The organism is Nocardioides imazamoxiresistens (assembly GCF_032378595.1).
Taxonomy (GTDB): Bacteria; Actinomycetota; Actinomycetes; order Propionibacteriales; family Nocardioidaceae; genus Nocardioides; species Nocardioides imazamoxiresistens.
Genome location: NZ_JAVYII010000011.1, coordinates 128,544 through 149,783, shown reverse-complemented (window position 1 = coordinate 149,783; position 21,240 = coordinate 128,544). Strand labels below are relative to the sequence as shown.

The 21,240-nt window shown below is 73.6% G+C and carries 18 protein-coding genes and 4 tRNA genes; 10 read left to right on the top strand and 12 right to left on the bottom strand.

Annotated features, from left to right (window positions below):
• Positions 1 to 22: 22 nt before the first annotated feature.
• Both RDV89_RS20050 and RDV89_RS20045 read right to left on the bottom strand, forming a co-directional pair.
• The gene (locus tag RDV89_RS20050; protein ID WP_315736063.1) at positions 23 to 1,537 is read right to left on the bottom strand and encodes a DUF7059 domain-containing protein; all 1,515 of its coding nucleotides are present in this window, start codon (positions 1,535 to 1,537) and stop codon (positions 23 to 25) included.
• A gap of 113 nt (positions 1,538 to 1,650) precedes the next feature.
• Complete coding sequence (locus RDV89_RS20045) at positions 1,651 to 1,854, bottom strand: cold-shock protein (RefSeq protein WP_163770910.1); 204 nt, start codon at positions 1,852 to 1,854, stop codon at positions 1,651 to 1,653.
• Between the two features lie 380 nt (positions 1,855 to 2,234).
• Between RDV89_RS20045 and RDV89_RS20040 the strand changes: the two genes are divergently transcribed.
• Together RDV89_RS20040 and RDV89_RS20035 are read left to right on the top strand one after the other, a co-directional pair.
• Positions 2,235 to 2,792, top strand: coding sequence for a TetR/AcrR family transcriptional regulator (locus tag RDV89_RS20040; protein WP_315736058.1), 558 nt, complete (start codon positions 2,235 to 2,237; stop codon positions 2,790 to 2,792).
• Positions 2,789 to 4,348, top strand: coding sequence for an MFS transporter (locus RDV89_RS20035; RefSeq protein ID WP_315736056.1), 1,560 nt, complete (start codon positions 2,789 to 2,791; stop codon positions 4,346 to 4,348). The genes RDV89_RS20040 and RDV89_RS20035 overlap by 4 nt, the downstream gene beginning before the upstream one ends.
• On the opposite strand, the gene RDV89_RS20030 is transcribed toward RDV89_RS20035, so the two are convergent.
• The 3 genes from RDV89_RS20030 to RDV89_RS20020 all read right to left on the bottom strand — a co-directional run bounded on the left by RDV89_RS20030 (position 4,308) and on the right by RDV89_RS20020 (position 7,771).
• Positions 4,308 to 5,540 carry an MFS transporter gene (locus tag RDV89_RS20030; protein ID WP_315736054.1) on the bottom strand — a complete coding sequence of 411 codons (1,233 nt, stop codon included), beginning with the start codon at positions 5,538 to 5,540 and terminating at the stop codon, positions 4,308 to 4,310. The two genes, RDV89_RS20035 and RDV89_RS20030, sit on opposite strands and share 41 nt — an antisense overlap.
• A 61-nt stretch (positions 5,541 to 5,601) precedes the next feature.
• The gene (locus RDV89_RS20025; protein WP_315736052.1) at positions 5,602 to 6,600 is read right to left on the bottom strand and encodes a hypothetical protein; all 999 of its coding nucleotides are present in this window, start codon (positions 6,598 to 6,600) and stop codon (positions 5,602 to 5,604) included.
• 100 nt (positions 6,601 to 6,700) lie between these two features.
• Positions 6,701 to 7,771, bottom strand: a complete 1,071-nt coding sequence (locus RDV89_RS20020) for an adenosine deaminase (RefSeq protein WP_315736050.1) — start codon at positions 7,769 to 7,771, stop codon at positions 6,701 to 6,703.
• A gap of 104 nt (positions 7,772 to 7,875) precedes the next feature.
• On the opposite strand from RDV89_RS20020, the gene RDV89_RS20015 reads away from it, so the two are divergent.
• Together RDV89_RS20015 and RDV89_RS20010 are read left to right on the top strand one after the other, a co-directional pair.
• A complete protein-coding gene (locus RDV89_RS20015) occupies positions 7,876 to 8,610 on the top strand; it encodes a DUF4262 domain-containing protein (protein WP_315736049.1) in 735 nt (244 codons plus the stop codon).
• Positions 8,607 to 9,302: a DUF4262 domain-containing protein gene (locus RDV89_RS20010; protein ID WP_315736047.1), complete on the top strand. Its 696-nt coding sequence runs from the start codon at positions 8,607 to 8,609 to the stop codon at positions 9,300 to 9,302. Before RDV89_RS20015 ends, RDV89_RS20010 begins: the two co-directional genes overlap by 4 nt.
• Before the next feature lie 38 nt (positions 9,303 to 9,340).
• Here RDV89_RS20010 and RDV89_RS20005 read toward each other — a convergent pair whose 3' ends face one another.
• Positions 9,341 to 9,607, bottom strand: coding sequence for a hypothetical protein (locus RDV89_RS20005; RefSeq protein WP_315736045.1), 267 nt, complete (start codon positions 9,605 to 9,607; stop codon positions 9,341 to 9,343).
• A 528-nt stretch (positions 9,608 to 10,135) separates the two neighbouring features.
• Between RDV89_RS20005 and RDV89_RS20000 the strand changes: the two genes are divergently transcribed.
• Complete coding sequence (locus RDV89_RS20000; protein WP_315736043.1) at positions 10,136 to 11,116, top strand: endonuclease/exonuclease/phosphatase family protein; 981 nt, start codon at positions 10,136 to 10,138, stop codon at positions 11,114 to 11,116.
• Positions 11,117 to 11,171: 55 nt separating this feature from the next.
• On the opposite strand, the gene RDV89_RS19995 is transcribed toward RDV89_RS20000, so the two are convergent.
• A tRNA-Lys gene (locus RDV89_RS19995) sits at positions 11,172 to 11,244 on the bottom strand.
• Between the two features lie 289 nt (positions 11,245 to 11,533).
• Between RDV89_RS19995 and RDV89_RS19990 the strand changes: the two genes are divergently transcribed.
• Positions 11,534 to 12,616 carry a hypothetical protein gene (locus RDV89_RS19990; protein WP_315736041.1) on the top strand — a complete coding sequence of 361 codons (1,083 nt, stop codon included), beginning with the start codon at positions 11,534 to 11,536 and terminating at the stop codon, positions 12,614 to 12,616.
• Positions 12,617 to 12,621: 5 nt separating this feature from the next.
• Here RDV89_RS19990 and RDV89_RS19985 read toward each other — a convergent pair whose 3' ends face one another.
• A complete protein-coding gene (locus tag RDV89_RS19985) occupies positions 12,622 to 13,887 on the bottom strand; it encodes a YibE/F family protein (protein WP_315736039.1) in 1,266 nt (421 codons plus the stop codon).
• Positions 13,884 to 15,341 carry an NAD(P)/FAD-dependent oxidoreductase gene (locus tag RDV89_RS19980; RefSeq protein ID WP_315736037.1) on the bottom strand — a complete coding sequence of 486 codons (1,458 nt, stop codon included), beginning with the start codon at positions 15,339 to 15,341 and terminating at the stop codon, positions 13,884 to 13,886. Before RDV89_RS19980 ends, RDV89_RS19985 begins: the two co-directional genes overlap by 4 nt.
• Positions 15,342 to 15,571: 230 nt before the next feature.
• On the opposite strand from RDV89_RS19980, the gene RDV89_RS19975 reads away from it, so the two are divergent.
• A complete protein-coding gene (locus RDV89_RS19975) occupies positions 15,572 to 16,471 on the top strand; it encodes an ATP-binding protein (protein WP_315736035.1) in 900 nt (299 codons plus the stop codon).
• Positions 16,472 to 16,481: 10 nt separating this feature from the next.
• Here RDV89_RS19975 and RDV89_RS19970 read toward each other — a convergent pair whose 3' ends face one another.
• The 3 genes from RDV89_RS19970 to RDV89_RS19960 all read right to left on the bottom strand — a co-directional run bounded on the left by RDV89_RS19970 (position 16,482) and on the right by RDV89_RS19960 (position 17,156).
• The gene (locus RDV89_RS19970; RefSeq protein ID WP_315736034.1) at positions 16,482 to 16,838 is read right to left on the bottom strand and encodes a metallopeptidase family protein; all 357 of its coding nucleotides are present in this window, start codon (positions 16,836 to 16,838) and stop codon (positions 16,482 to 16,484) included.
• Positions 16,839 to 16,912: 74 nt separating this feature from the next.
• Positions 16,913 to 16,986: transfer RNA gene (locus RDV89_RS19965), tRNA-Asp, on the bottom strand.
• Positions 16,987 to 17,083: 97 nt separating this feature from the next.
• Positions 17,084 to 17,156, bottom strand: a tRNA-Glu gene (locus tag RDV89_RS19960).
• Between the two features lie 106 nt (positions 17,157 to 17,262).
• Here RDV89_RS19960 and RDV89_RS19955 point away from each other — a divergent pair.
• The 3 genes from RDV89_RS19955 (at position 17,263) to RDV89_RS19945 (ending at position 21,240) form a co-directional block, all read left to right on the top strand.
• Positions 17,263 to 17,336 (top strand) — tRNA-Phe (locus tag RDV89_RS19955).
• 218 nt (positions 17,337 to 17,554) lie between these two features.
• A complete protein-coding gene (locus RDV89_RS19950; protein ID WP_315736032.1) occupies positions 17,555 to 20,626 on the top strand; it encodes an efflux RND transporter permease subunit in 3,072 nt (1,023 codons plus the stop codon).
• Positions 20,627 to 20,736: 110 nt separating this feature from the next.
• Positions 20,737 to 21,240, top strand: coding sequence for a mycothiol transferase (locus RDV89_RS19945; protein WP_315736030.1), 504 nt, complete (start codon positions 20,737 to 20,739; stop codon positions 21,238 to 21,240).

The window sequence follows — 21,240 nt, the reverse complement described above, 5'->3', positions numbered from 1 at the left end:
GAGGCCCGACGGGGCGGGGACCTCAGAGCGTGAGGAACCCGTCCTCGACGAGCTGGCGCACGACCGGGAGGTAGGTCGCGCGCAGGTCGGCGGCGTCCTGTTCGAGCAGCTGCGCGACCGCGTCGACGATGACCCCCAGCGCGAGCTCGCCGTCGCAGGCGCCGACGATCGCGGCCGTGACCGTGTCGGCGGCGTGGCCGCGCCGGAAGCCCCGCTGCTGGCGCAGCACGATGGCCTCCGGGTCCTCGGCCCCCGGCGCTCCGACGGTCTCCTGCACCACGCCCTCGGCGAGCAGCAGGCGACGGCCCAGCAGGGCGTCGTCGTCGGTGCGGCGCAGCTCGTCGACCGCGTCGCCCCAGGCGGCGATCGCCGAGGCGATCGGCTGCTCGATGTCGTAGGGCCACTCCTCGAGCCGGTGCCGCACGGGGCCCGCCTCGCCCGCGACGCGGCGTCGCAGGTTGATCCAGCCGAACCCGACGCCCTCGATGCCCTGCTCCTCGAACCACGAGAGCCAGGTGTCGTAGCGCCGCAGGTAGTCGGGCGTACCGACCGCGCCCTCGTCGGCGAGCCACAGCTCGACGTACGCCGCGGGGTCCAGCACCTCGCGCTGCACCACGAGCGCGTCGCACTCCGGGCCGTCGGGCCCGGCCCCGAGCCAGCCGGCGAGACGCTCGTCCCACGGCTGGCCCTTCGCGATCACCCAGTTGGCGAGCACCTGGCACCAGCCGCCCTCCACGAGGTGGCGCGGCGCCGTGCGGACGATGTCCTCCACGACGCGGTCGCCGGGCAGGCCGGAGTCGCGGTAGACGAGCCGCTCCCGGTTGCCGGGCGAGATGACGAACGGCGGGTTGGTGGCGATCAGGTCGAACTGCTCGCCGCGGACCGGCTCGAAGTACGAGCCGTCGCGCACCTCGACCTGGTCGAGGCCGTTGAGGGCGGCGTTGAGGCGCGCGACCCGCAGCGCTCGGGGGTTGACGTCGGTCGCGACCACGCGGCCCGCGTGGGTGGCCAGGTGCAGCGCCTGCACGCCGCAGCCGGTGCCGAGATCGAGGGCGGAGGCGACGTCCTCGCGGATCGTCAGCTGGGCCAGCGACGTCGAGGCCGAGCTGATCCCGAGCACGTGGTCGGAGGTGACGTGGTTGGGGGCGCCGTCGAGACCGGGCGTGAGGTCGCTGACCACCCAGAAGTCGTGGTCGCCGAGCGCGTCGGGGGCCGAGTACGGCCGGCAGTCCAGCCGGGCGCGCACCTCGCCCACGCCGGCCTCCAGGACCCCCTCGACTGCGAGCCGGTCGACCAGGTCCGGCAGCGCTGCGTCCGCGGCCGAGCGCGGCACGGCGGCCTGCAGCAGGAACAGCCGGGTGAGGGTCGCGAGCGGCGAGCCGTCGGTGGTGCGCGCAAGCCCCGGCGCCGTCTGGTTGCGGGCGAGCGCCCCGTGCGCGACGGGGCCGAGCAACCCGGCCACGGTGTCGACGGTGAAGTCGGCGGCGACGAGCGCGTCGCGCAGCCGGTGCGGCAGGTCGGCGGAGGGGACGGTCACGGGGCCCGACCCTAGCGCGCCGGGCGACCACCGCCGGGAACGACGAAGGCCCCTCCCGCCGGAGCGGGAAGGGCCTTCGCGTTGGTCTCGGGCAGGTGCGCCCGGGTCCGACCTCAGACGGGGCGGACGTTCTCCGCCTGCGGGCCCTTGGGGCCCTGCGTGACGTCGAACTCGACCTTCTGGTTCTCGTCCAGGGACTTGTAGCCCTGCGTCTGGATGGCCGAGTAGTGCACGAAGACGTCGTCGCCGCCGTCCTCCTGCGCGATGAAGCCGAAGCCCTTCTCAGCGTTGAACCACTTCACGGTGCCCAGAGTCATGTCGACTCACTTCTCCTTGTGTCGGGGCGAGAGCCGTCACCTCGACGGCCCTACACCAGATGCGGTGACACGTCGCTCCGACTCACGTGAGTGGTTGCCCACGAGAAAAAAGCGCCGTTGGATCACGAACTCCGCCGGCTTTACCTGCTGGAACCTGCACCTGCTGCGAGAAGGACAGTACCAACCAGATGGGCGCCGTCGACATTCTCCGGGCAGGTGATTTCGAACTTCGGCGATGAAGTCTCTGCAACGCCCCGATGACGGGGGCGCAACGAAGGGTCGCGGCGGACCCCTCGACTTGCCTCGGCGTGCAACTCTGGTGTCCCATATGAGACATTGATGTCTCACTCGGCATCCCCCCACCACCCCGGAGGCACCGCATGGCCACGCGCGACGACGTCCTCGGCGCCGCCCTGCGTCACCTCAACACCGACGCCACCGCGTCGATGGCGGCGATCGCCGAGGCCGCCGGCATCAGCCGCGCCACGCTGCACCGCCACTTCGCCAAGCGCGAGGCGCTGGTGCGCGAGCTCGGCGAGCGGTCGCTCGACCGGTGGGAGCGCACCCAGGACGAGGCCGGGATCGACGCGGCCGGCGCCTCCGGCGACGCCGAGCGCATCCGCGACTGCGCGACCGCGATGCTCACCCAGCTGGTCGCCGACGCCGACGAGTTCGGCTTCACGCTCGTCGACGAGTTCCTGTGCACCGAGCCGGCGCTGCTCGAGCGCACCGACCGGCTCTTCGACCGCGAGGTGGCCTTCTGGGCCGCGGCCCAGGACGCCGGCGTGCTGCGCCGCGACGTGCCCGCCCGCTGGATCGGCCACGCGGCGTACGGCCTGCTGGTCGCCTCCCGCGACGCCATCAGATCCGGCGACGTCGCCCCGCGCGACCTCGCCCCCCTCGTCCTCTCGACCTTCCTCGACGGAGCCTCCGCATGACCACGCACCACCCCCGCACCGACACCACCGCCGCCGGCCACCCCGGCGGCCACCCCCGCCGCTGGGCCGGCCTGGCCGTCCTGTCCGCGAGCCTGCTCGTCGTCGTCATGGACATGACGATCCTCAACGTCGCGCTGCCCTCGCTGACCGCCGACCTCCAGCCGTCGTCGACGCAGCAGCTGTGGATCGTCGACGTCTACTCCCTCGTGCTCGCGGGCCTGCTCGTGCCCGCCAGCGCGCTCGCGGAGCGGTTCGGCCGCCGCCGCGCGCTGCTGACCGGATTCGCGCTTTTCGCGATCGCGTCGCTGACGATCCTGGTCGCCGACACCTCCGAGCACGTGATCGCCGTGCGCGCCCTGCTCGGCGTGGGCGGCGCGCTGATCATGCCGACCACGTTGTCGCTGATCCGGTCGCTGTTCACCGATCCCGTCGAGCGGGCGAAGGCCCTCGGCGTGTGGGCCGCGATGGCCGCGCTCGGCGGGGCCCTGGGTCCGGTCGTCGGCGGGCTGCTGCTCGAGCGGTTCGACTGGCACGCCGCGTTCCTGGTCAACGTGCCGATCATGGTCGTGGCCTCCGTCGCGGCGCTCGTCCTGCTGCCCGAGAGCCGCTCGGCGACCCCGCCGCGCATCGACCTGCCCGGGGTGGCGCTGTCGGTGGTCGGCATGACCGCGTTCGTCTACGCCGTCAAGCACCTCGCCAAGTCCGGGGTCGACCTCGAGGGCGTCGCCGCCGCGATCACCGCGGTCGTGCTGCTCACGCTGTTCGTGCGCCGGTGCCTGCGGGTCGAGGCGCCGATGCTGGAGGTACGCCTGTTCGTCGGCCGCGCCTTCCGCGCCGGCGTCCTGACGGCGCTGGCCACGAGCATCGCGATGGCCGCGCTGCTGCTGCTCGGCGCGCAGTGGCTGCAGCTGGTGCACGGCTGGTCGCCGCTGCAGACCGGCCTGGCCCTGCTGCCGCTCGCGGTCGGCGGGCTGATCGGCTCGCCGCTGGCGCCCGGCGTCGCGCAGCGCATCGGCGCGCGCGCGGTGCTGGCGGGCGGGCTGGCGGTCGGCGGGCTCGGCTTCCTCGTGCTGTTCGTCGCGCCGCACCCGCTGTCGTACGCCGCCCTGGCGGTGGCGCTGCTGCTGGTCGGGATCGGGATGGCGTCGCTGGCGGTCGCCTCCGCCGTGATCATGGCGGGCGCCCCGACCGACAAGGCCGGCAGCGCGGCCGCGATCGAGGAGAGCAGCTACGAGATCGGCGCCGTCCTCGGCGTCGCGGTGCTGGGCAGCGTCGCGTCCGCGATCTACCGCAGCGACCTGCCGGCGTCGGACCTGACCGCAGCCGGCGTCGGGGCGGGCGACGTGGACGCCGCCCGGGAGTCGCTCGGCGGCGCGCTCGAGGTCGCCGACGGCCTCGGCGGCCCGGGCGCGACGCTGGCCGCGGACGCGGCGGCGGCGTTCACCGACTCGCTGGCCTGGACGGGCCTGGCGGGCGGCGTGCTGCTGCTGGTCACGGCCTGCGTCGTCGCCCGGCTCACGCCGAAGGACCTCGATCTGTCCGACGCCGAGCACTGACCGCCGCCGCGGTGCCGGCGACGGCCATCGTCGCCGTCGAGGCGACGGTGACGAGCAGGGGCGCGGTCCACGTCCCGGTGACGTCGTGGATCGCGCCCATCAGCGCCGGCCCGATCGCCGCCACGGTGTAGCCGCCGCCCTGCACGATCGTCGACATGCCCGCGCTCTCGCGGTCGGAGCGGGCGACGCGCGCGACGATCGTGAAGATGGCCGCGAAGCCACCGCCCTGCGCGGCGCCGCCGAGCACGATGCCGACCAGGTGCGCCTCGGGGGCGACGAGCAGGATGATCGGGAAGGTCATCCACAGCGCGCCGACGAGGGCGATCGCGATCCACTCCGGAGCCCACCGGCTCAGCAGGGGCACCCCGATCGCGCCGAGCACGGCGGAGATCTGGAAGAACCCGGACAGCACGGCGGTCGCGCCGGCGCCCGTGCCCGCGTCGTCGGCGAGGACGGAGGGCAGCCAGGCGGTCAGGGAGTAGTACGACGCCGCCTGGCCCGCGAACGCGAGCGTCAGCAGCACGACCACGGGCTCGCGCCACAGCGGCTTCGGCGGCTCGACGGGGCCGGTCTCCGGCGCCGGCTCCGCGGTCGGCACCACGGCGGCCGCGGCCAGCGGGCGTACGCCGACGCGCCACCACACCGCGAACGCCACGACGCACACGAGCGCCGGCGCGAGCAGACCGACCTGCCAGCCGGTCGCCGCGACCAGGGGACCCGTGCTGACCAGCACGCCCATGGAGCCGACGTTGAGCGAGACGGTGTACGCCCCCGTCACCATCCCGACCTCGCTGGTCGGGGTACGGCGCCGGATGAGCACCGGCACCACGATGTTGCCCACCGTGATCGCGACGCCGATCAGCAGCGTGCCGGCCAGCGCGGCCGGGAAACCGCCCGCGGAGCGCAGCAGGACGCCCGCGATCACCCCTCCCAGGCCGATGGCGAGCGCCATCTCGGCGCCGCAGCGACGCATCACCAGCAGGGCGAGCGGAGCGGCCACGCCGAAGCACAGGGCCGGCAGGCTGGTCAGCAGGCCGACCTCGCCGCTGGTGACGTCGAGCGCGCTGCGCACCTCGTCGGCCACGACCGACACCCCGACGAACGGGGCCCGGAAGTTGAGGGCAGCGAGCAGGAGGGCGAGCACGAACAGCCACGGCACCGCGGCCCGTCCTCGAGAGTCGGCCGAGGTCACCTGCGCACGCTACGCCCGGCCGACGGGCGGTACGCCGCGGGGTCGCGGCGCTGAGACCGGCTCAGGCGCCGGCGGCCGGGGCGGCGGTCGGGTGCGTGGGGCGGGCGACCGGGGCCGTCCCCGCACACGCCGGGTCGAGCTCGAGGTCCGTCACGGACTGGACCGAGACGTACTCGGCCTCTCCCCAACCGGTCGGGATCGTCACGCCGGCGTCGACGTAGACGCTGCCGGCGTCCACCTCCACGGTCACGGCCATCCCGGGCTCGAGGGAGAAGATCTGGGCTTCGATCCCGGTGCCGACGTTGTCGTTGTCCGACGGCTCGACGTAGAGGTCCACCGTCACCTCGGAGGGGTTCGAGACGATCACCGTGCCGCATCCCGGCTTGATCTCGACGACGTCGGCGTCGAAGCAGGCCTGGTCCTCCTCTGCGACCGGGAAGCTGTCGGGAGCGCCGGGGTCGAGCTCGAAGCCGTACCTCGGGAAGGCGAAGAAGGTCGTGTCGTTGCCGTCGCCGAACGCCGCGAGCGGGTAGCGCCCCGGCTCGATCTCGAGCGTCGAGCTGTACCCCTCGTCGAAGTAGCGCTCCTCCACCGTCCAGCCCACGCCCTCGACGTCGGGGATCACGACGTCGCAGCCGTCGAACACCACCGGCGGGGGCGTGACGCTCACCGGGGTCTCGAGCACGAGCACGGTGAGGACGTCGGAGACAGCGGCAGCCCCGTCCTCGGAGACCAGCAGCTGGAAGGTGTACTCCGCGCCGGGCTCCGCGTCCTCCGGGATCGTCACGTCGACGACCGAGTCGACGGCGCCCGCGACGGTGGCCGCGTCCCAGCCGGCGAGAACGTCGACCGCCGTGCCGGCCGGGGCGACGGCGACGGTGGCGGTCGCGTCGAGCGGGACGACGTCCCACGCGACCTCGATCGTGGTGCCCGCGTAGGCGGCCAGGTCGTCCGCGAATCCTTCCAGGGTGAAGGAGTCGACGGTCGCGGCGCTCGCGGGCGCGGCCGTCAGCAACGGCGCGGCGAGGGCCAGCACGGGCAGGAGGAGCAGTCGGCGCACGGGTCTCGTCTCTCGTCGCGAACGGCCCTCTGCCGCCTCGGCGACCGGAACGTAGCAGCGTGGGGACGCCTGCGGGTGCGGAACGCCGCAGATCGCCTGGTCAGGCGCCTCGCGAATCGTCCTCGGCGTCGGACGCGTCGGCGACGTAGGCCTCGATCTCTCCCAGCACCCGCGCCTTGACGTCGTCGCCCGCGAACGACGACCGCACCGCGGTGCGCGCCAGGTCGGCGACGCCGGCCCGGTCGAGGTCGAGCAGGTCGGCCGCGACGGCGTACTCCCGGTTCAGCGTCGTGCCGAACATCGGCGGGTCGTCGGAGTTGATCGTGACCGTGACGCCGGCGTCGCGGAAAGCCCGCAGCGGGTGCTCGGCGAGCGTGGCGACGGCGCGGGTGGCGATGTTGGAGGAGGGGCAGACCTCGAGGGGTACGCCCGTGGCCGCCAGGTGGGCGAGCAGCTCGGGGTCCTGTGCGGAGGAGGTGCCGTGCCCGATCCGCTCGGCGCCGAGCAGCCGCAGCGCGTCCCAGACCGTCTCGGGGCCGGTGGTCTCGCCCGCGTGCGGCACGCTGCGCAGCCCCGCGGCGCGCGCAGCGTCGAAGTGCGGCGCGAACTGCGGGCGCGGCACGCCGATCTCCGGCCCGCCCAGGCCGAACCCGACGAGCCCGTCGGGGGCGTGGTCGAGCGCGAAGCCGAGGGTCGCGTCGGCGGCGGGCAGGCCGGACTCGCCGGGGATGTCGTAGATCCAGCGCATGACCAGCCCGAAGTCGCGCTCGGCGGCGACGCGGGCGTCCTCGAGCGCTTCGGTGTACGCCTCGATCGCCATCCCGACGCCCTCGTCGTGCGGGCGTACCGAGGTGTAGGGCGTGCAGGTCAGCTCGGCGTAGCGCAGGTTCTGGCCGGCGGCCATCTCGCGCGCCACCTCGTAGGTCAGGTAGCGGATGTCCTCGGGCGTGCGCACCAGCTCGACGACCGCCAGGTAGACCTCGATGAAGTGGGCGAAGTCCCGGAACTCGAAGAACTCCGCGAGCGCGTCGACGTCGCTGGGCACGGTGCCGGGGTGGCGCGCGGCGAGCTCGGCGACGATCCGCGGCGACGCCGAGCCGACGTGGTGGACGTGCAGCTCGGCCTTCGGCAGGCCGGCGATGAAGTCGGTGAGGTCGGTGCGGTCGGGCATGGGGTCCTCCGGGACGCGGAACGGGGCGTCGCGCATCGTAGGTCGGCGGGCCGCGTTCGCCGGAACCACGGACCCGTGGGTCCGCGGCCCGATAGGTTCGAGCGGTGACGGACCGGTCCCTGCCCCGCGCGCTGCAACGCGTGGCCCAGGCCGGCCCGTGGTTCCCAATGGCCTTCCTCGGCCTCCTGGCTCAGTTCGCGCTCGCCGCGCGGGCGAACGGCGGCACCGACATGCCCGACTGGGCCCCGTGGATCGGACGGAGCGTCGCCACGCTCTCGCCCGCGATCCTGGTGTGCTGCCTGCTGGGCCTGTGGCTCAGCATCCGCTGGCAGGTCGCCTACCGCCGTTCCCCGGCCGGCAACGTCGACCTCAGGGCCGTCCCGTGGCGGGACCGGCACGTGCTGGTGCACCGCGACGTCCACCTCACCCACGTCCCCGGGGACGCGAGCAGGCCGCCGTACACCTACACCGTCGGCCTGTCGGCCCGCCACCACCCCGAGCTCGTCGTCACCGGGGCGGACCTCCGCACGGCCGGTGCGATGCTCGGCGACATGGTGGACCGTGTGGCCCGCCGGAAGCTCGCCGTGCGGCAGAGCGCCGTGGCCGTCAAGGCGTGGACCGGGCGACCGCTCGCCGTGCTCGAGCTGGCGGAGCCCGAGCGGTGGGTGCCCGTGGCGGACCGCCTGCACGGCCGCGGCGTCGGCGGGCCTCCGGTCCGCGCCTTCCAGCTCGTGCCGGTCGACGAGCAGGGTCGGTGGCCGTGGGACGTCCACCCCGGTACGCCCGGCGCCCATGCCGCGCCGGACCTCACGGGTCTTCCGGTGCTGACGCTGCGATGACCTCCTCCTGGCGGCGCCTGGTGCAGCAGACTGTCGGGCAACCGTGCCAGTACGCCGTGGCGGCACCCTTCTGCGCGCTCCAGATCGTGCTTGCGGTCGTCCGGCTGTCGGGCTCCCCCTCTCCCGCCGCCGTGTGGATCGACGTGGGGATGCTCCTGCTCCTGACGTGCCTCCTCGCACTCTCCCTGGCCGCCGCCTCGATCGATCTCCGCGCGCGGCGGCGGCGCCGCGTCGCGTACCGTCGCTCCCCCGCGGGCAACGTGGGCCGGGGCGACGTCTCCCGCCGCGCGTGGCGTCTCCTCGAGCGAGAGGGGATCCACCTGACGCACGTGCCCGCCGACGGCGAGCGGGAGGCGTACACCCACACCGTCGGCCTGGCCGCGCGCCCGCACCCGGAGCTCGTCGTCACCGGCCCTGACCCGCGGGCGGCTGCGGACGTGCTGGCCGACCTGGTGGACCGCGTGGCGCGCGGCGCGCTGGCCGTGCGGAGGAGCGTGGTGGCCGAGCACGCCGCGTCCGGCCGACGCCTCGCCCTGCTCGAGCTGGACGACGCCCAGCGGTGGGTGCCCGTCGCCGAGCGGCTGCACGGCAGCGGCGTGGGCGCCGCGCCCGTCCGCGCGTACCGGGTCGTGGCGGTCGGCGACCACGCCGCGCCGGACCTCGGGGGCCTCCCGGTGCTCACGCTCCGCTGACGACCGCCCTGGGAAGGCCGCGGTGCGTACGCCGTCGTCTAGAGCCGTGGGGCGCGCGCGAACGCGAGCACCGCCACCGTCGTCAGCACCGGCAGCGCGGCGACGAACGGCAGGAGACGGCCGGGCTGGTCGACGAGGAACAGCCCGATCGAACCGATAGCTCCGAGGAGCAGGCCGAGAGCCAGCGCACGGCCCCACACGTTGACCTGCCACTGGGCAAGTCGCGCGAGGTCCGCCGCCGACGCCGGTCGTTGCTCGGGCGGCAGCCCACGTCGTCCGGCTGCGTCGGTCTCGAGGTGCGACATGCGCGTGACGCTACGACGCGGGCGCTGGCTGCGTCCGGCCTTCGCGTGGTCCCAGCCGACTTCGCGGCCGTCCTGCATCGCAGCCGTCTCCCTGACTGTCAGCGGCGACACCGGATGCTCCGCTGGCGCAGCGGCAACGCACCGACGCGCGACCTCGATCCGGTTGCCAACGCATCCCGCGGGAGGTCGCAAGGAAGTCGCAGGGGAGGTCGACGCGCCCGGACGTTAGGAGGCTCGGTCGAGCAGCCCCGAGGTAACGCCCGTGACGACTCCAAGAACGAGACCGAGAGCCACGACAGCCGCCAGCACCCGAGGCATCGACCACCCACGACGCCTGAGCTGCCCGACCACAACTGCGACTACCCCACCGAAGGCCGCGTAGAACAGGAACTCCCCCACGCTCATCATCCGCCCCCTCGAGCTGCCGCCATCTTGACGACGTCACGCTAACCGTCGCGCCCTGAATGCCTGACGACCTCCATAGCCAATGCCCCTTCGCCCGTGGCGGCGACCCTAGACTCCACGGACGTGGACCGAGCCCTGCGCGTCGTCGGCACCATGGTCGTCGTCGGGGCCGTCGGCGGCGGTGTCGTCGCTGCGCTCGCGGTCGTGCTGCTGCACCACGTCTCCCTCACCTCGACCCGCTGGGCCGCCGCGACGAGCGGGGTGCCGTGGCTGCTCGCCGCGGCCGTCCTCGCCCTGCCCGTCGGGGTCGCGGGCCTGCTGCTGACGCGACGTCGCCGCACGGCGCTCGCGACGGCCGGGGTGGCCGTCGTACTGCTCGCGCCGGCGGTGTGGACGCAGGGGCCGCTGCTGTTCGGGGACGACGTCACCAACGACGGTCCGCGACTGGTCGTCCTGACCAGCAACCTCGAGTACGGCGGCGCCGACCCCGATGCGCTCGTCGAGCTCGTCGAGGCGCGCGACGTCGACGTCCTGTTCGTGCAGGAGCTGACCCCGGCCGCGGAGGACGCGCTCACCCCGCTCCTCGCCGACGTCCTCCCCCACCACCAGCTCGTGCCGGCGGAGACCGCGGTCGGCAGCGGTATCTACGCGCGCTTCCCGCTCGAGGACGCCGAGGCGCTGCCCGACACCTTCCTCACGACGGTGCTGGCGACGGCGCAGGTGCCCGGGCACGGCGCCGTACGCGTCGGCTCCGCCCACCCGGTCGCGCCCTGGCCCGTGCAGCGCCGCGCCTGGGAGGCCGAGCTCGGGCAGGTCCGAGAGGCGCTGCACGCGGTCCCCGACGACCTGCCCGTCGTGGTCGGCGGCGACTTCAACGCGACCTGGGACCACCCGGAGCTCCGCCAGCTGCTCGACGAGGGATACCGCGACGCGGCCGAGCAGTCCGGCTCGGGCTGGGTGCGGACGTGGCCGCAGGACCGGTACGTCCCGCTGATCGGGATCGACCACGTGCTGGTGCGCGGTGCGCAGGCGTCGTACGTCGAGTCCCTCGGCGTCCCCGGCACCGACCACCGCGCCGTGCTCGCCGAGGTGGTCCTGCCCTGATCCCTTGCGCTGACCTGGCCCCCGACCCGTCGATCCAGGCCAGGGGCACTCTCAGTAGGCCACCAGGGACTCGAACCCTGAACCAGCGGATTAAAAGTCCGTTGCTCTGCCCATTGAGCTAGTGGCCCGGGATGGGGCTGACGGCAGCGTATCGGAGCGGCGCCGGCGCGCTCGCGCGCCGGTGGCGCGGAATGGGGGCGGCCCCGCGCCGACGGGGGACAACGACGCGGGGCCTGACCTGGTGGTGCGTCTCGGGTCGCCCCACCAGGCGTACGCCGGAGTCTGCCACCGCCACCCGTGGACCGCCCCCAGATCGACACAAGTGGGGCGCAAGTCCAGCAGAACGCGGCGGCCCCGGCGGCCGGTGACTCTCCGAGATACCTCATATGGGGGACGCGTGCGACGTAACTTGTGCCCATGAGCAGCAGGCAGGGCGACGGGGGTACGCCCACCGACCTCCTCGGGCGGTGGCTCGACAACCGGACGACCACGAACGACAGCGACCCCTCCCACCGCGACGACGCCGCGCCCGAGGCGCGCCCGGCGCCCACCGCGACCGACTCCGGGCTGCGCGCGCCGGAGCCCGAAGCGACGGCGCCCGCCCCGGCGCCCGAGCGGCCGGGGCCCACGGGGCAGCACGCGGTGGCGCACTCCGTCTTCGCCGCGCTGCGCGCCGACGACCCCGAGCCCACCCCCGAGCCCGAACCCGAGCCCGAACCCGAGACCGAACCCGAGACCGACCTCGACACCGAGCCGGACCCCGAGCCCTCGGACGCGCCCGCCTCCCCGCTGCTCGCCGCGGCCCAGCGCATCGAGGAGGAGCGCCAGGCCGAGGAGGAGCGCCGGACGACGGTCGTGGGCGACGGCCGCCGCGCGGAGCTGGAGGTCCTCGCCGCCCTCGGCGCGACGCCGGTGGCCGACGAGCCGGCCGGGCCGGCCGTCGACGACCCGGACACCGACGTGCTCGTCGACGACGACCCTGCGGCCGAGGACGTCTCCGCCGCGGAGGTCGACGGGCCCGGCCCGGCGCCCGCGCCCGTACGGACGCAGACGCCGACGTCGACGGCCCCCGTCGAGCTGCGGGTCGAGTTCGGGACCTCGCGGGTGGGCCAGGTGACCACCACCATGCTCATCCTGCTTGGCCTGGGGCTGACCGTCGGTCTCGGCTACCTGGCGTACCGCTCCCGCGACACCGCGGACCTCGCCTTCGCGGGCGTGGCGGCCGCCGTGACCCTGGTGGTCTGGGCGGTACGCGCCAGCTCGCCGCCCACGCGCGTCGTGATCGACCGCGGCACGCTGGTGATCAGCCGCGGGCAGAGCCAGTCGCGCTTCGACCTCACCAACCTGCAGCTCGACGTCGAGGAGAACGGCACGCCCGGTCGCCGCGACTGGAGCTTCGTCGTGCACCGCCGCAGCCTGGGCCCGGTCGCCGTCGACCGCTCGATGGTGGAGCCCGAGCGGTTCATGGAGACCGTGCGCCGCTACCGCCGCGACGTCTGAGGGACCTACGCCGAGGGCTCGCCCGCGGCGGCGGGCTCGCGCACGACGGGCTCGGGCGCCGTCACGGTGGCTGCGGCGATCGCGGTGGTGATCGGGACGCTGGCCACGAGGCCGATGGCGGAGGCGAGCGTACGCACGATCTCCTCGCTGAGGATGTCCGAGGACAGCACGTCGCCGAGCGGGCGGTCGTACAGCGAGAGCAGCAGGAGCAGGCCCAGCGCCGTGCCGGCGTAGGCGAACACGATCGTGTAGATCGTCGAGGCGATGTGGTCGCGACCGATCCGCATGCCGCTGCCGAAGAGCTCGCGGCGGGTCATGGTGGGCGCCGCGGCCCGCAGCTCGAAGACGGCCGAGGCCTGCGTGATCGTGACGTCGTTGAGCACGCCGAGGCCGGCGATGATGATGCCGGCCGTCAGCAGGGCGCGGAAGTCAAGGTTGTCGGCGTAGAGCTGCAGGAACTCCCCGTCCTCGTTGCTCAGCCCCGACAGGCGCACGGCACCGACCGCCCACGCGCCCAGCGCGGCCGTGACCGCCAGGGCGAGCAGGGTGCCCGCGAGCGCGGTGGACGTGCGTACCGACGGCCCGTGGGCCAGGTAGAGCACCACGTACATGATCAGCACCGACCCGACCACCGCCACCGCGATGCCGTTCTCCCCCGCCAGCAGGCCGGGCAGCACGAACCACCACACGATCGCCGCGGCGAAGCCCAGGCCGACGAGGGCGAGGATGCCCCGCAGGCGCGCGACGACCGCGACGACGACCACGAACAGCACCGTCATCGCGACCAGCGGCGTGCCCCGGTGGACGTGCGAGAACGCGTACACCGGCGCCTCGGCCTCCGCGGCGGGCGGGAAGCGCATCAGCGAGATGTCGTCGCCCGGCTCGAGACCGGAGCGCACGACGCCCGCCTCGGCCTGGACCCGCAGCTCCTGGCCCTCCTCGGGGCCGCTGGCGACGGCCGCGACGAGCGAGTTGCAGTTCTCGGGGAACTCCTGGTCGGCCTCACCGGTCTGCGGCATGTCGGGACCGACCACGATGACCGGGCACGCCTCCTCGACGACCGTCACCTCGGCGTCGACGAAGGTCACGCCCTCCGCCGCGTACGCCACCCGGTCGGGCAGGTCGTCGGCCGACGGCCACAGGGCCGCGAGGCCCGACAGGGTGCCGACCGCGACGAGCGCGAGGAACAGCATGAGCACCGCACGAGCCCGCCGGTCGGAGGGCGCGGCGGAGTGCGCGGCGTGGGAGCCGTGCCCGTGGCCGTGGCTCACCCGACCCGGACGCCCCGCTCGTGGGCGTCGGTGAGGCGGGCCTCCTCGGCCGCCTGGGCCTCCAGCTCGTGCCGGCGGTCCTCGACCGCGTCCTCGGGCCGACGCAGCGAGACGAGGTCCTTGGCGCCGCCCTCGAGCCGGCCGAGCGCGCGCCGGGCGAAGACCTGCTGCTCCGTCATGGTGCGCTCGGAGCGGTCGCGCCCCACGAAGGAGACGAACCAGCGCAACAGGGCCGTCACGCGGTTCTTGAAGCCCGTCAGGTACATCAGGTGCACCGCGAGCCACGACAGCCAGGCGATGACGCCGCTGACGCGGAACCGGCCGACCATCATCACGGCACGGAATCGGCCGATCACGGCCATCGAGCCCTTGTCGAAGTACTTGAACGGCTTCTGCGGCGCCTGGCCCTTGAGCCGGCCGTCGATCTCCTTCGCCGCGTACTTCGCGCCCTGGATCGCGACCTGCGCGACGCCGGGGAGGTTGTCGAGGCTGATCATGTCGCCGACCACGAAGACCTCGGGGTAGCCCGGCAGCGTCAGGTCGGCGTTCACGCCGATCCGGCCGGCGCGGTCGAGCGGCGCGCCGCTCTGCTCCGCGAGGAGCTTGCCGAGCGGGTTGGCCTGCACGCCCGCGGCCCAGATCTTCGCTGAGGAGTTGATCCGCTCGGTGCGGCCGTCCTTGAACTTCACCTCGAGGCCGTACTCGTCCACGTCGGTGACCATCGCGCCGAGCATGACCTCGACGCCGATCTTCTCCAGGCTGCGCTGCGCCTTCATGCCCAGCGACTCGCCGAAGGGCGGCAGCACCTGGGGGGCGGCGTCGACGAGGACGACCCGGGCCTTCTCGGTGTTGATGTGGCGGAAGTCGGTGTTGAGGGTGCGGTGCGCCAGCTCGGCGATCTGGCCGGCCATCTCGACCCCGGTCGGCCCGGCACCCACGACGACGAACGTCAGGAGGTCCTGCACCTTCTCGCCGCGCGAGGCCGCGAGCTCGGCGAGCTCGAACGCGCCGAAGATGCGACCACGCAGCTCGAGGGCGTCGTCGATGCTCTTCATGCCGGGCGCGAACTCGGCGAAGTGGTCGTTGCCGAAGTAGCTCTGGCTGGCGCCGGCCGCCACGATCAGCGAGTCGTAGGGGACGACCTTCTCGACGCCCAGGACCTGCGAGGTGACCGTGCGGGCCTCGAGGTCGATGTCGACGACCTCGCCCAGGAGGACCGAGGCGTTCTTCTGCTTGGCCAGCACCTCGCGCGTCGGTGCGGCGATCTCGCCCTGCGACAGGATGCCCGTCGCGACCTGGTAGAGCAGGGGCTGGAACAGGTGGTGGGTGGTCTTGGCCACCATCGTGACGTCGACCGGCGACTTCCGGAGCGCCTTGGTGCCGAACAGGCCGCCGAAGCCCGATCCGACGACGACGACCTTGTGGCGCGCCTCCGCGCCCTCCAGCTCACTCATGTGCCACCCTTCCTGACCGACCATGACGGGGCGGTACCCATCATTCTCCTCCCTGCGACACAAAGCACATCCCCGCTGGTGGTTTCGACCACATCCCGGTGGGGAAGCAAGCGCGAGATGTCCGCCCCTCCCGCGTCGAACTCGGCCGACGCACGCCCGTGAACGACCCAGGAACACGATCGATGCCGCAGAGCCGTGACGCAGTCCGAATCGAGCCAGGGCCCACCTGCGTGCAGCAGGCGCGCCGCTGGGCCGCCAGCGTGTGCCGTGAGCTCGACCGGGAGGACCTCGTCGACGCCTGCGAGCTGGGGGTCTCCGAGCTGGTGACGAACGCGTTGCTGCACGCGGAGCCGCCGATCGCCCTGGCCGTGCGGGGCACGCGCGCCCACCCTCGCATCGAGGTGTTCGACGGGTCCCGCACCCCGCCGGTGCTGACGATGCCCGACGCGCCGGAGCCGGACGAGGACGACGAGCTCGGCTTCCTGATGACGGTCGGCCGCGGGCTCGGCCTCGTCGCGATGAACTCGTCGAGCTGGGGCGCCGACATCACCGCCGAGGGCAAGGTCGTGTGGTTCGAGCCCGTGCCCGAGCCGCGTCTCGACGGGGACCTCGAGGGCCAGGTCTTCGACGTCACCATGACCACCGGGGAGATCGAGCGGGTCCCCACCTTCCAGGTGCGCCTGCACCACATGCCCCTGGCGCAGTACCGCGACTTCCGCCGCCACTACAGCGACCTGCGCCGCGAGGTACGCCTGCTGTCGCTGGCGCACGAGGACCACTACCCGCTGGCCCGCGACCTCTCGCGGCGCTTCGACCTGTTCGACGAGCACGTCGACAACGCCTCCCTCGTCGACACGGTCGCCAGCCAGCTGGCGGCCGGCCGGCAGTTCGGCGACCACCAGGTCACCGTCGGCAAGCCGGCGGCCGACCTCTCGCACCAGATGCAGGACCTGCTCGACCTCGCGGACGCGTTCTGCCGCAGCCAGCGTCTGCTCTCGCTGGCCCGCTCCGACGAGCAGCGCGAGTTCCAGCGCTGGCTGCTGGGCGAGATCTCCTCGCAGGCGTCCGGGTCGACCGCCGCGCCGTGGCGCGAGCCGGGCGGCGACAGCAACGGGGCCCACGCGTCCTGAACGGGCGGGGTCAGGCGTACCCGAGGTCGTGCAGGGCGGCGTCGTCGATCCCGAAGTGGTGCGCGACCTCGTGCACCACGGTGATCCGCACCTCGTCGGCCAGCTCGTCGAGGTCGTCGCACATGGCCAGCAGCGGCCGCCGGAAGACGAAGATCCGGTCGGGCAGCACGCCGCCGTACTCCGTGCCACGGTCCGTCAGCGCCACGCCGTCGTAGAGACCCAGGAGGTCCTGCGGCTCCCCCTCGGGCGGGTCGTCCTCGACGAGCACCACCACGTTGTCGGCGATCGCGGCGATCTCGTCGGGGATCGTGTCGATGGCGTGGTCGACGAGGCGCTCGAACGCCTCACGGTCCAGGTCGACGGGCATGGCCGCCATTCTGGCGGGCACGACAAGGGAAATGCAGAACGCCCCGGACCTGTGTGGTCCGGGGCGTTCGTCTGCGACCCCGACGGGACTCGAACCCGCGGCCTCCGCCGTGACAGGGCGGCGCGCTAACCAACTGCGCTACGGGGCCTGGATGGTGCTGCTGCGCTCCCTCTGCAGGAGCCGGTGAACCATAACGCACACCGCGACCCGATTCCCAATCGGGCGCCGGCGACGTGTCCGGACCGCACCCCCAACCGGATTCGAACCGGCGCTACCGCCGTGAAAGGGCGGGGTCCTGGGCCGCTAGACGATGGGGGCCTTGACGCGTGCACAGCATAGGGCGCGGGGTGCGCGCCGACCAACGGCCGTCCGTGACAACCGATTGGTGACGCCCGCTCGGGCTCCTGTATGGTGAACCGCGCTCGGGCAGGTAGCTCAGTTGGTACGAGCGATCGCCTGAAAAGTGATAGGTCGGCGGTTCGACCCCGCCCCTGCCCACGAGCACGAAGGCCCCGACCGGCACCGGTCGGGGCCTTCGCCGTTCCCGGGGACCGGGCTCCTCCCGGCGCGACCGTCGCTCGCGGTCCGTCGCCTTTGGTCAGGCGCCTCGAGACCGAAGTCTCGTCCGCCGCGACCCTCGCCGTGGCTAGCCTGCTGCGGCCGGCATCGCGACCCGCGGGCCGCCCGGACCAGCGACCGACTCCAGGAGCAGCCCCGTGGGCCGTCTTGCCTCGTTCTCCCTGCGCAACCGCGCCCTCGTGGCGCTGACCACCGTCATGGTGGCCATCTTCGGCGTCATCTCGATGGGCTCCCTCAAGCAGGAGCTCATCCCCAACCTGCAGTTCCCGGCCGTGGGCGTCGTGGTGCCCTACACCGGCGCCTCGCCCGAGGCGGTCGAGCAGGAGGTGACGATCCCGGTCGAGCAGGCGCTGTCGGGCGTGGACGGCCTCGAGAGCGTCGACTCCACCTCCTCGAGCGGCTCCTCGCTCGTGCTGGTCCTGCTGGAGTACGGCACCGACCTCGACCGCGCCCAGCAGCAGGTGGAGAGCGCGGTCGCCGGGCTGGACCAGCTGCCGGGGACGGTCGACCCGGTCGTCTTCGCCGGCGACTTCGACCAGTTCCCCGTCGTGCAGCTCGCGGTCACCTCCGACGCCGACCCCGCCGTGCTCGCCGAGCGCCTGGAGCGGATCGCCCAGCCGGCCCTCGAGGACGTCGAGGGCGTTCGACAGGTGCAGGTCAGCGGCGCCCCGACCGACCGCGTCGAGGTCACCGTCACCCCCGAGGGCGCCGCCCAGGGCGTGACGGGCGCGCAGGTGGCGACGGCCCTGCAGTCCGACGCCTCGCTGGTGCCCGCCGGCACGGTCGACGAGGGCGACACCAGCCTGTCGGTGCAGGTGGGCCGCACGCCCACGACGCTCGAGGAGCTGCAGGCCGTCCCCGTCACGCTGCCGGCCGGCGGCACGGCCCCGCTGGGCCAGGTCGCGACGGTCGCGGTCGCCCAGGCCGAGCCCACGGCGTACGCCCGCACCGACGGCGAGCCGAGCCTCGCCGTCGCGATCACCAAGACGCCCGACGGCAACACCGTCGACATCTCGCACGCGGTCGCCGACCTGATCCCCGAGCTCGAGGAGGACCTCGGCGACGACGCGAGCTTCACCGTGTCCTTCGACCAGGCGCCGTTCATCGAGAAGTCGGTGGAGGACCTCACCACCGAGGGCGGACTCGGCCTGCTCTTCGCGGTCGTCGTGATCCTGTTCTTCCTGTTCTCGCTGCGCTCGACGCTCGTCACCGCGATCTCGATCCCGCTGTCCCTGCTGGTCACGCTCATCGGTCTGCGCCTCGGCGACTACACCCTCAACATCCTCACGCTCGGCGCGCTGACCGTCGCGATCGGCCGCGTCGTGGACGACTCCATCGTCGTCATCGAGAACATCAAGCGGCACCTGTCCTACGGCGAGGAGAAGGTCGCCGCGATCACGACGTCCGTGCGCGAGGTCGGCGGGGCCATCACCTCGTCCACCATCGCGACGGCCGCGGTGTTCCTGCCGATCGGCATCGTCGGCGGGCAGGTGGGCGAGCTGTTCCGCCCGTTCGCCGTCACGGTGGCCCTGGCGCTGCTGGCCTCGCTGCTGGTGTCGCTGACGATCATCCCGGTGCTCGCGTACTGGTTCCTGCGCACGCCCGTCGGCCCGGTCGACGTCGCCGCCGTGCAGGCCGAGGCCGAGCGCGCGGAAGAGCGGACCTGGCTGCGCCGGGCGTACGACCCCGCGGTCCGCTGGGTCGTGCGGCGCCCCTGGACGACCGTGCTGGCCGCGGTGGTCGTGCTCGTCGCGACCCTGGGCCTCTCCCCCTTCATCAAGACGAACTTCCTCGGCAGCAGCGGGCAGAACACGCTGACCGTCACCCAGGACCTGGAGCCGGGCGCCTCGCTGGCCCGTCGCGACGAGGCCGCCCGCCAGGTGGAGGACGTGCTCGTCGGCGCCGACGCCGTCGAGACCGTGCAGACCTCGGTCGGCTCCACCGACCCGGCGGCGGCCGCGTTCGGCGGCGGGGGCGGCAACACGTTCGCGCTCACCCTCGACGAGGACGCCGACGCCGACGTGGTCGTCGACCGGCTGACCGCCGACCTCGAGGACGTCGAGGGCGACGTGAGCGTGACGGCCGGCGACGCCGGCTTCGCCTCCGCGCTCGAGGTCGTCGTCACCGCCACCGACCCGTCGCGCCTCGAGGAGGCGGCCGAGCAGGTCACCGCCGAGCTCGAGGGCGTGGACGGGATCGGCCAGGTCACCTCCGACGCCGCGGCCGCCCAGCCCGTGCTCTCGGTGCAACCGCGCCCGGAGGCCGAGGCCGCCGGGCTGACCGCGTCCGCGCTCGGCCAGGCGCTCGGCCAGGCGCTCGCGCAGCCGCCGGTGGGCCAGGTCAGCATCGACGGCCAGCAGCTCGACGTGGCTCTGGTGACGGGCGAGAAGCCCGCCTCCGTGGCCGAGCTCGAGCAGCTGCCGGTCGCCCCCGGCACCACGCTGGGCCAGGTCGCCGAGATCACCGAGGAGCAGGTCGCGACCGCGATCACGCGCGCCGACGGCGAGCGCACCATCACCATCACGGCCGAGCCGGCCGCCGACGACCTCGGGTCCGTGACGGGCGACGTGCAGTCGCTGCTCGACGGTCTCGACCTTCCCGAGGGCACCGACGTCTCGCTCGGCGGCGTCTCGGAGGACCAGGAGGAGGCGTTCGCGCAGCTGGGCCTCGCGCTGCTGGTGGCGATCGCCATCGTCTACGTGGTCATGGTCGGCACGTTCCGCTCGCTGGTGCAGCCGTTGATCCTGCTCGTCTCGGTGCCCTTCGCGGCCACGGGCGCGATGCTGCTGCTGGCCGTGACGGGCATCCCGCTCGGCGTCCCGTCGCTCATCGGCGCGCTGATGCTGATCGGCATCGTGGTCACGAACGCGATCGTCCTCATCGACCTCGTCAACCAGCGCCGCGAGGGCGGGGCGGGGATCGTCGAGGCGCTCGCGGACGGCGGCGGCAAGCGCGTGCGCCCCATCGTGATGACCGCGCTCGCGACGATCCTCGCCCTGACACCGATGGCCTTCGGGATCACTGGCGGCAGCGCCTTCATCTCGCAGCCGCTGGCGATCGTGGTGATCGGCGGGCTCCTGTCCTCGACGTTCCTCACGCTCCTGCTCGTGCCGGCGCTCTACCTGCTGGTCGAGCGTCGCAAGGAGCGGCGGGCCGAGAAGCGGGCGCACAAGCGGGAGGCCCGCGCGCACGTGGCGCCCACGGCCTGATCCCCGGGACCTCGCCGGGGTACCGGCATCGTGGCGCGACGGTCCTTGGCCGTCGCGCCACGATGGTCGGGGCCGCCCGACCGGCCCCCGACCGGCCCAGGAGGAGCGAGATGACCCCCGCACAGCTGCTGGACGACGCGTACGGACGCGTCCGCGAGAACGCCCTGGCCGCCGTCGACGGCCTCACCGCCGACGACCTCGCCTACCGGCCCACGCCCGAGGCGAACTCGATCGCCTGGCTCGTGTGGCACCTGAGCCGCGTGCAGGACGACCACGTGGCCGACGTCGCCGGCACCCCGCAGGTCTGGACCGAGGAGGGGTACGCCCGCCGTCTGCGGCTGCCGCTCGACGACGAGGACACCGGCTACGGCCACAACCCCGAGCAGGTCGGCCAGGTGCGCGCGAGCGCGGAGGACCTCGCCGCATACCTCGAGGCGGTGCACGCCGCGAGCGCGCGCTACCTCGCGACGCTCGGGCCCGACGACCTCGACCACGTGGTCGACACCCGCTGGGACCCCCCGGTGACCCTCGGCGTGCGCCTGGTGAGCGTCGCCGACGACGGTGCGCAGCACGCCGGCCAGGCGGCGTACGTCCGCGGCTTGCTCGGGCGCTGA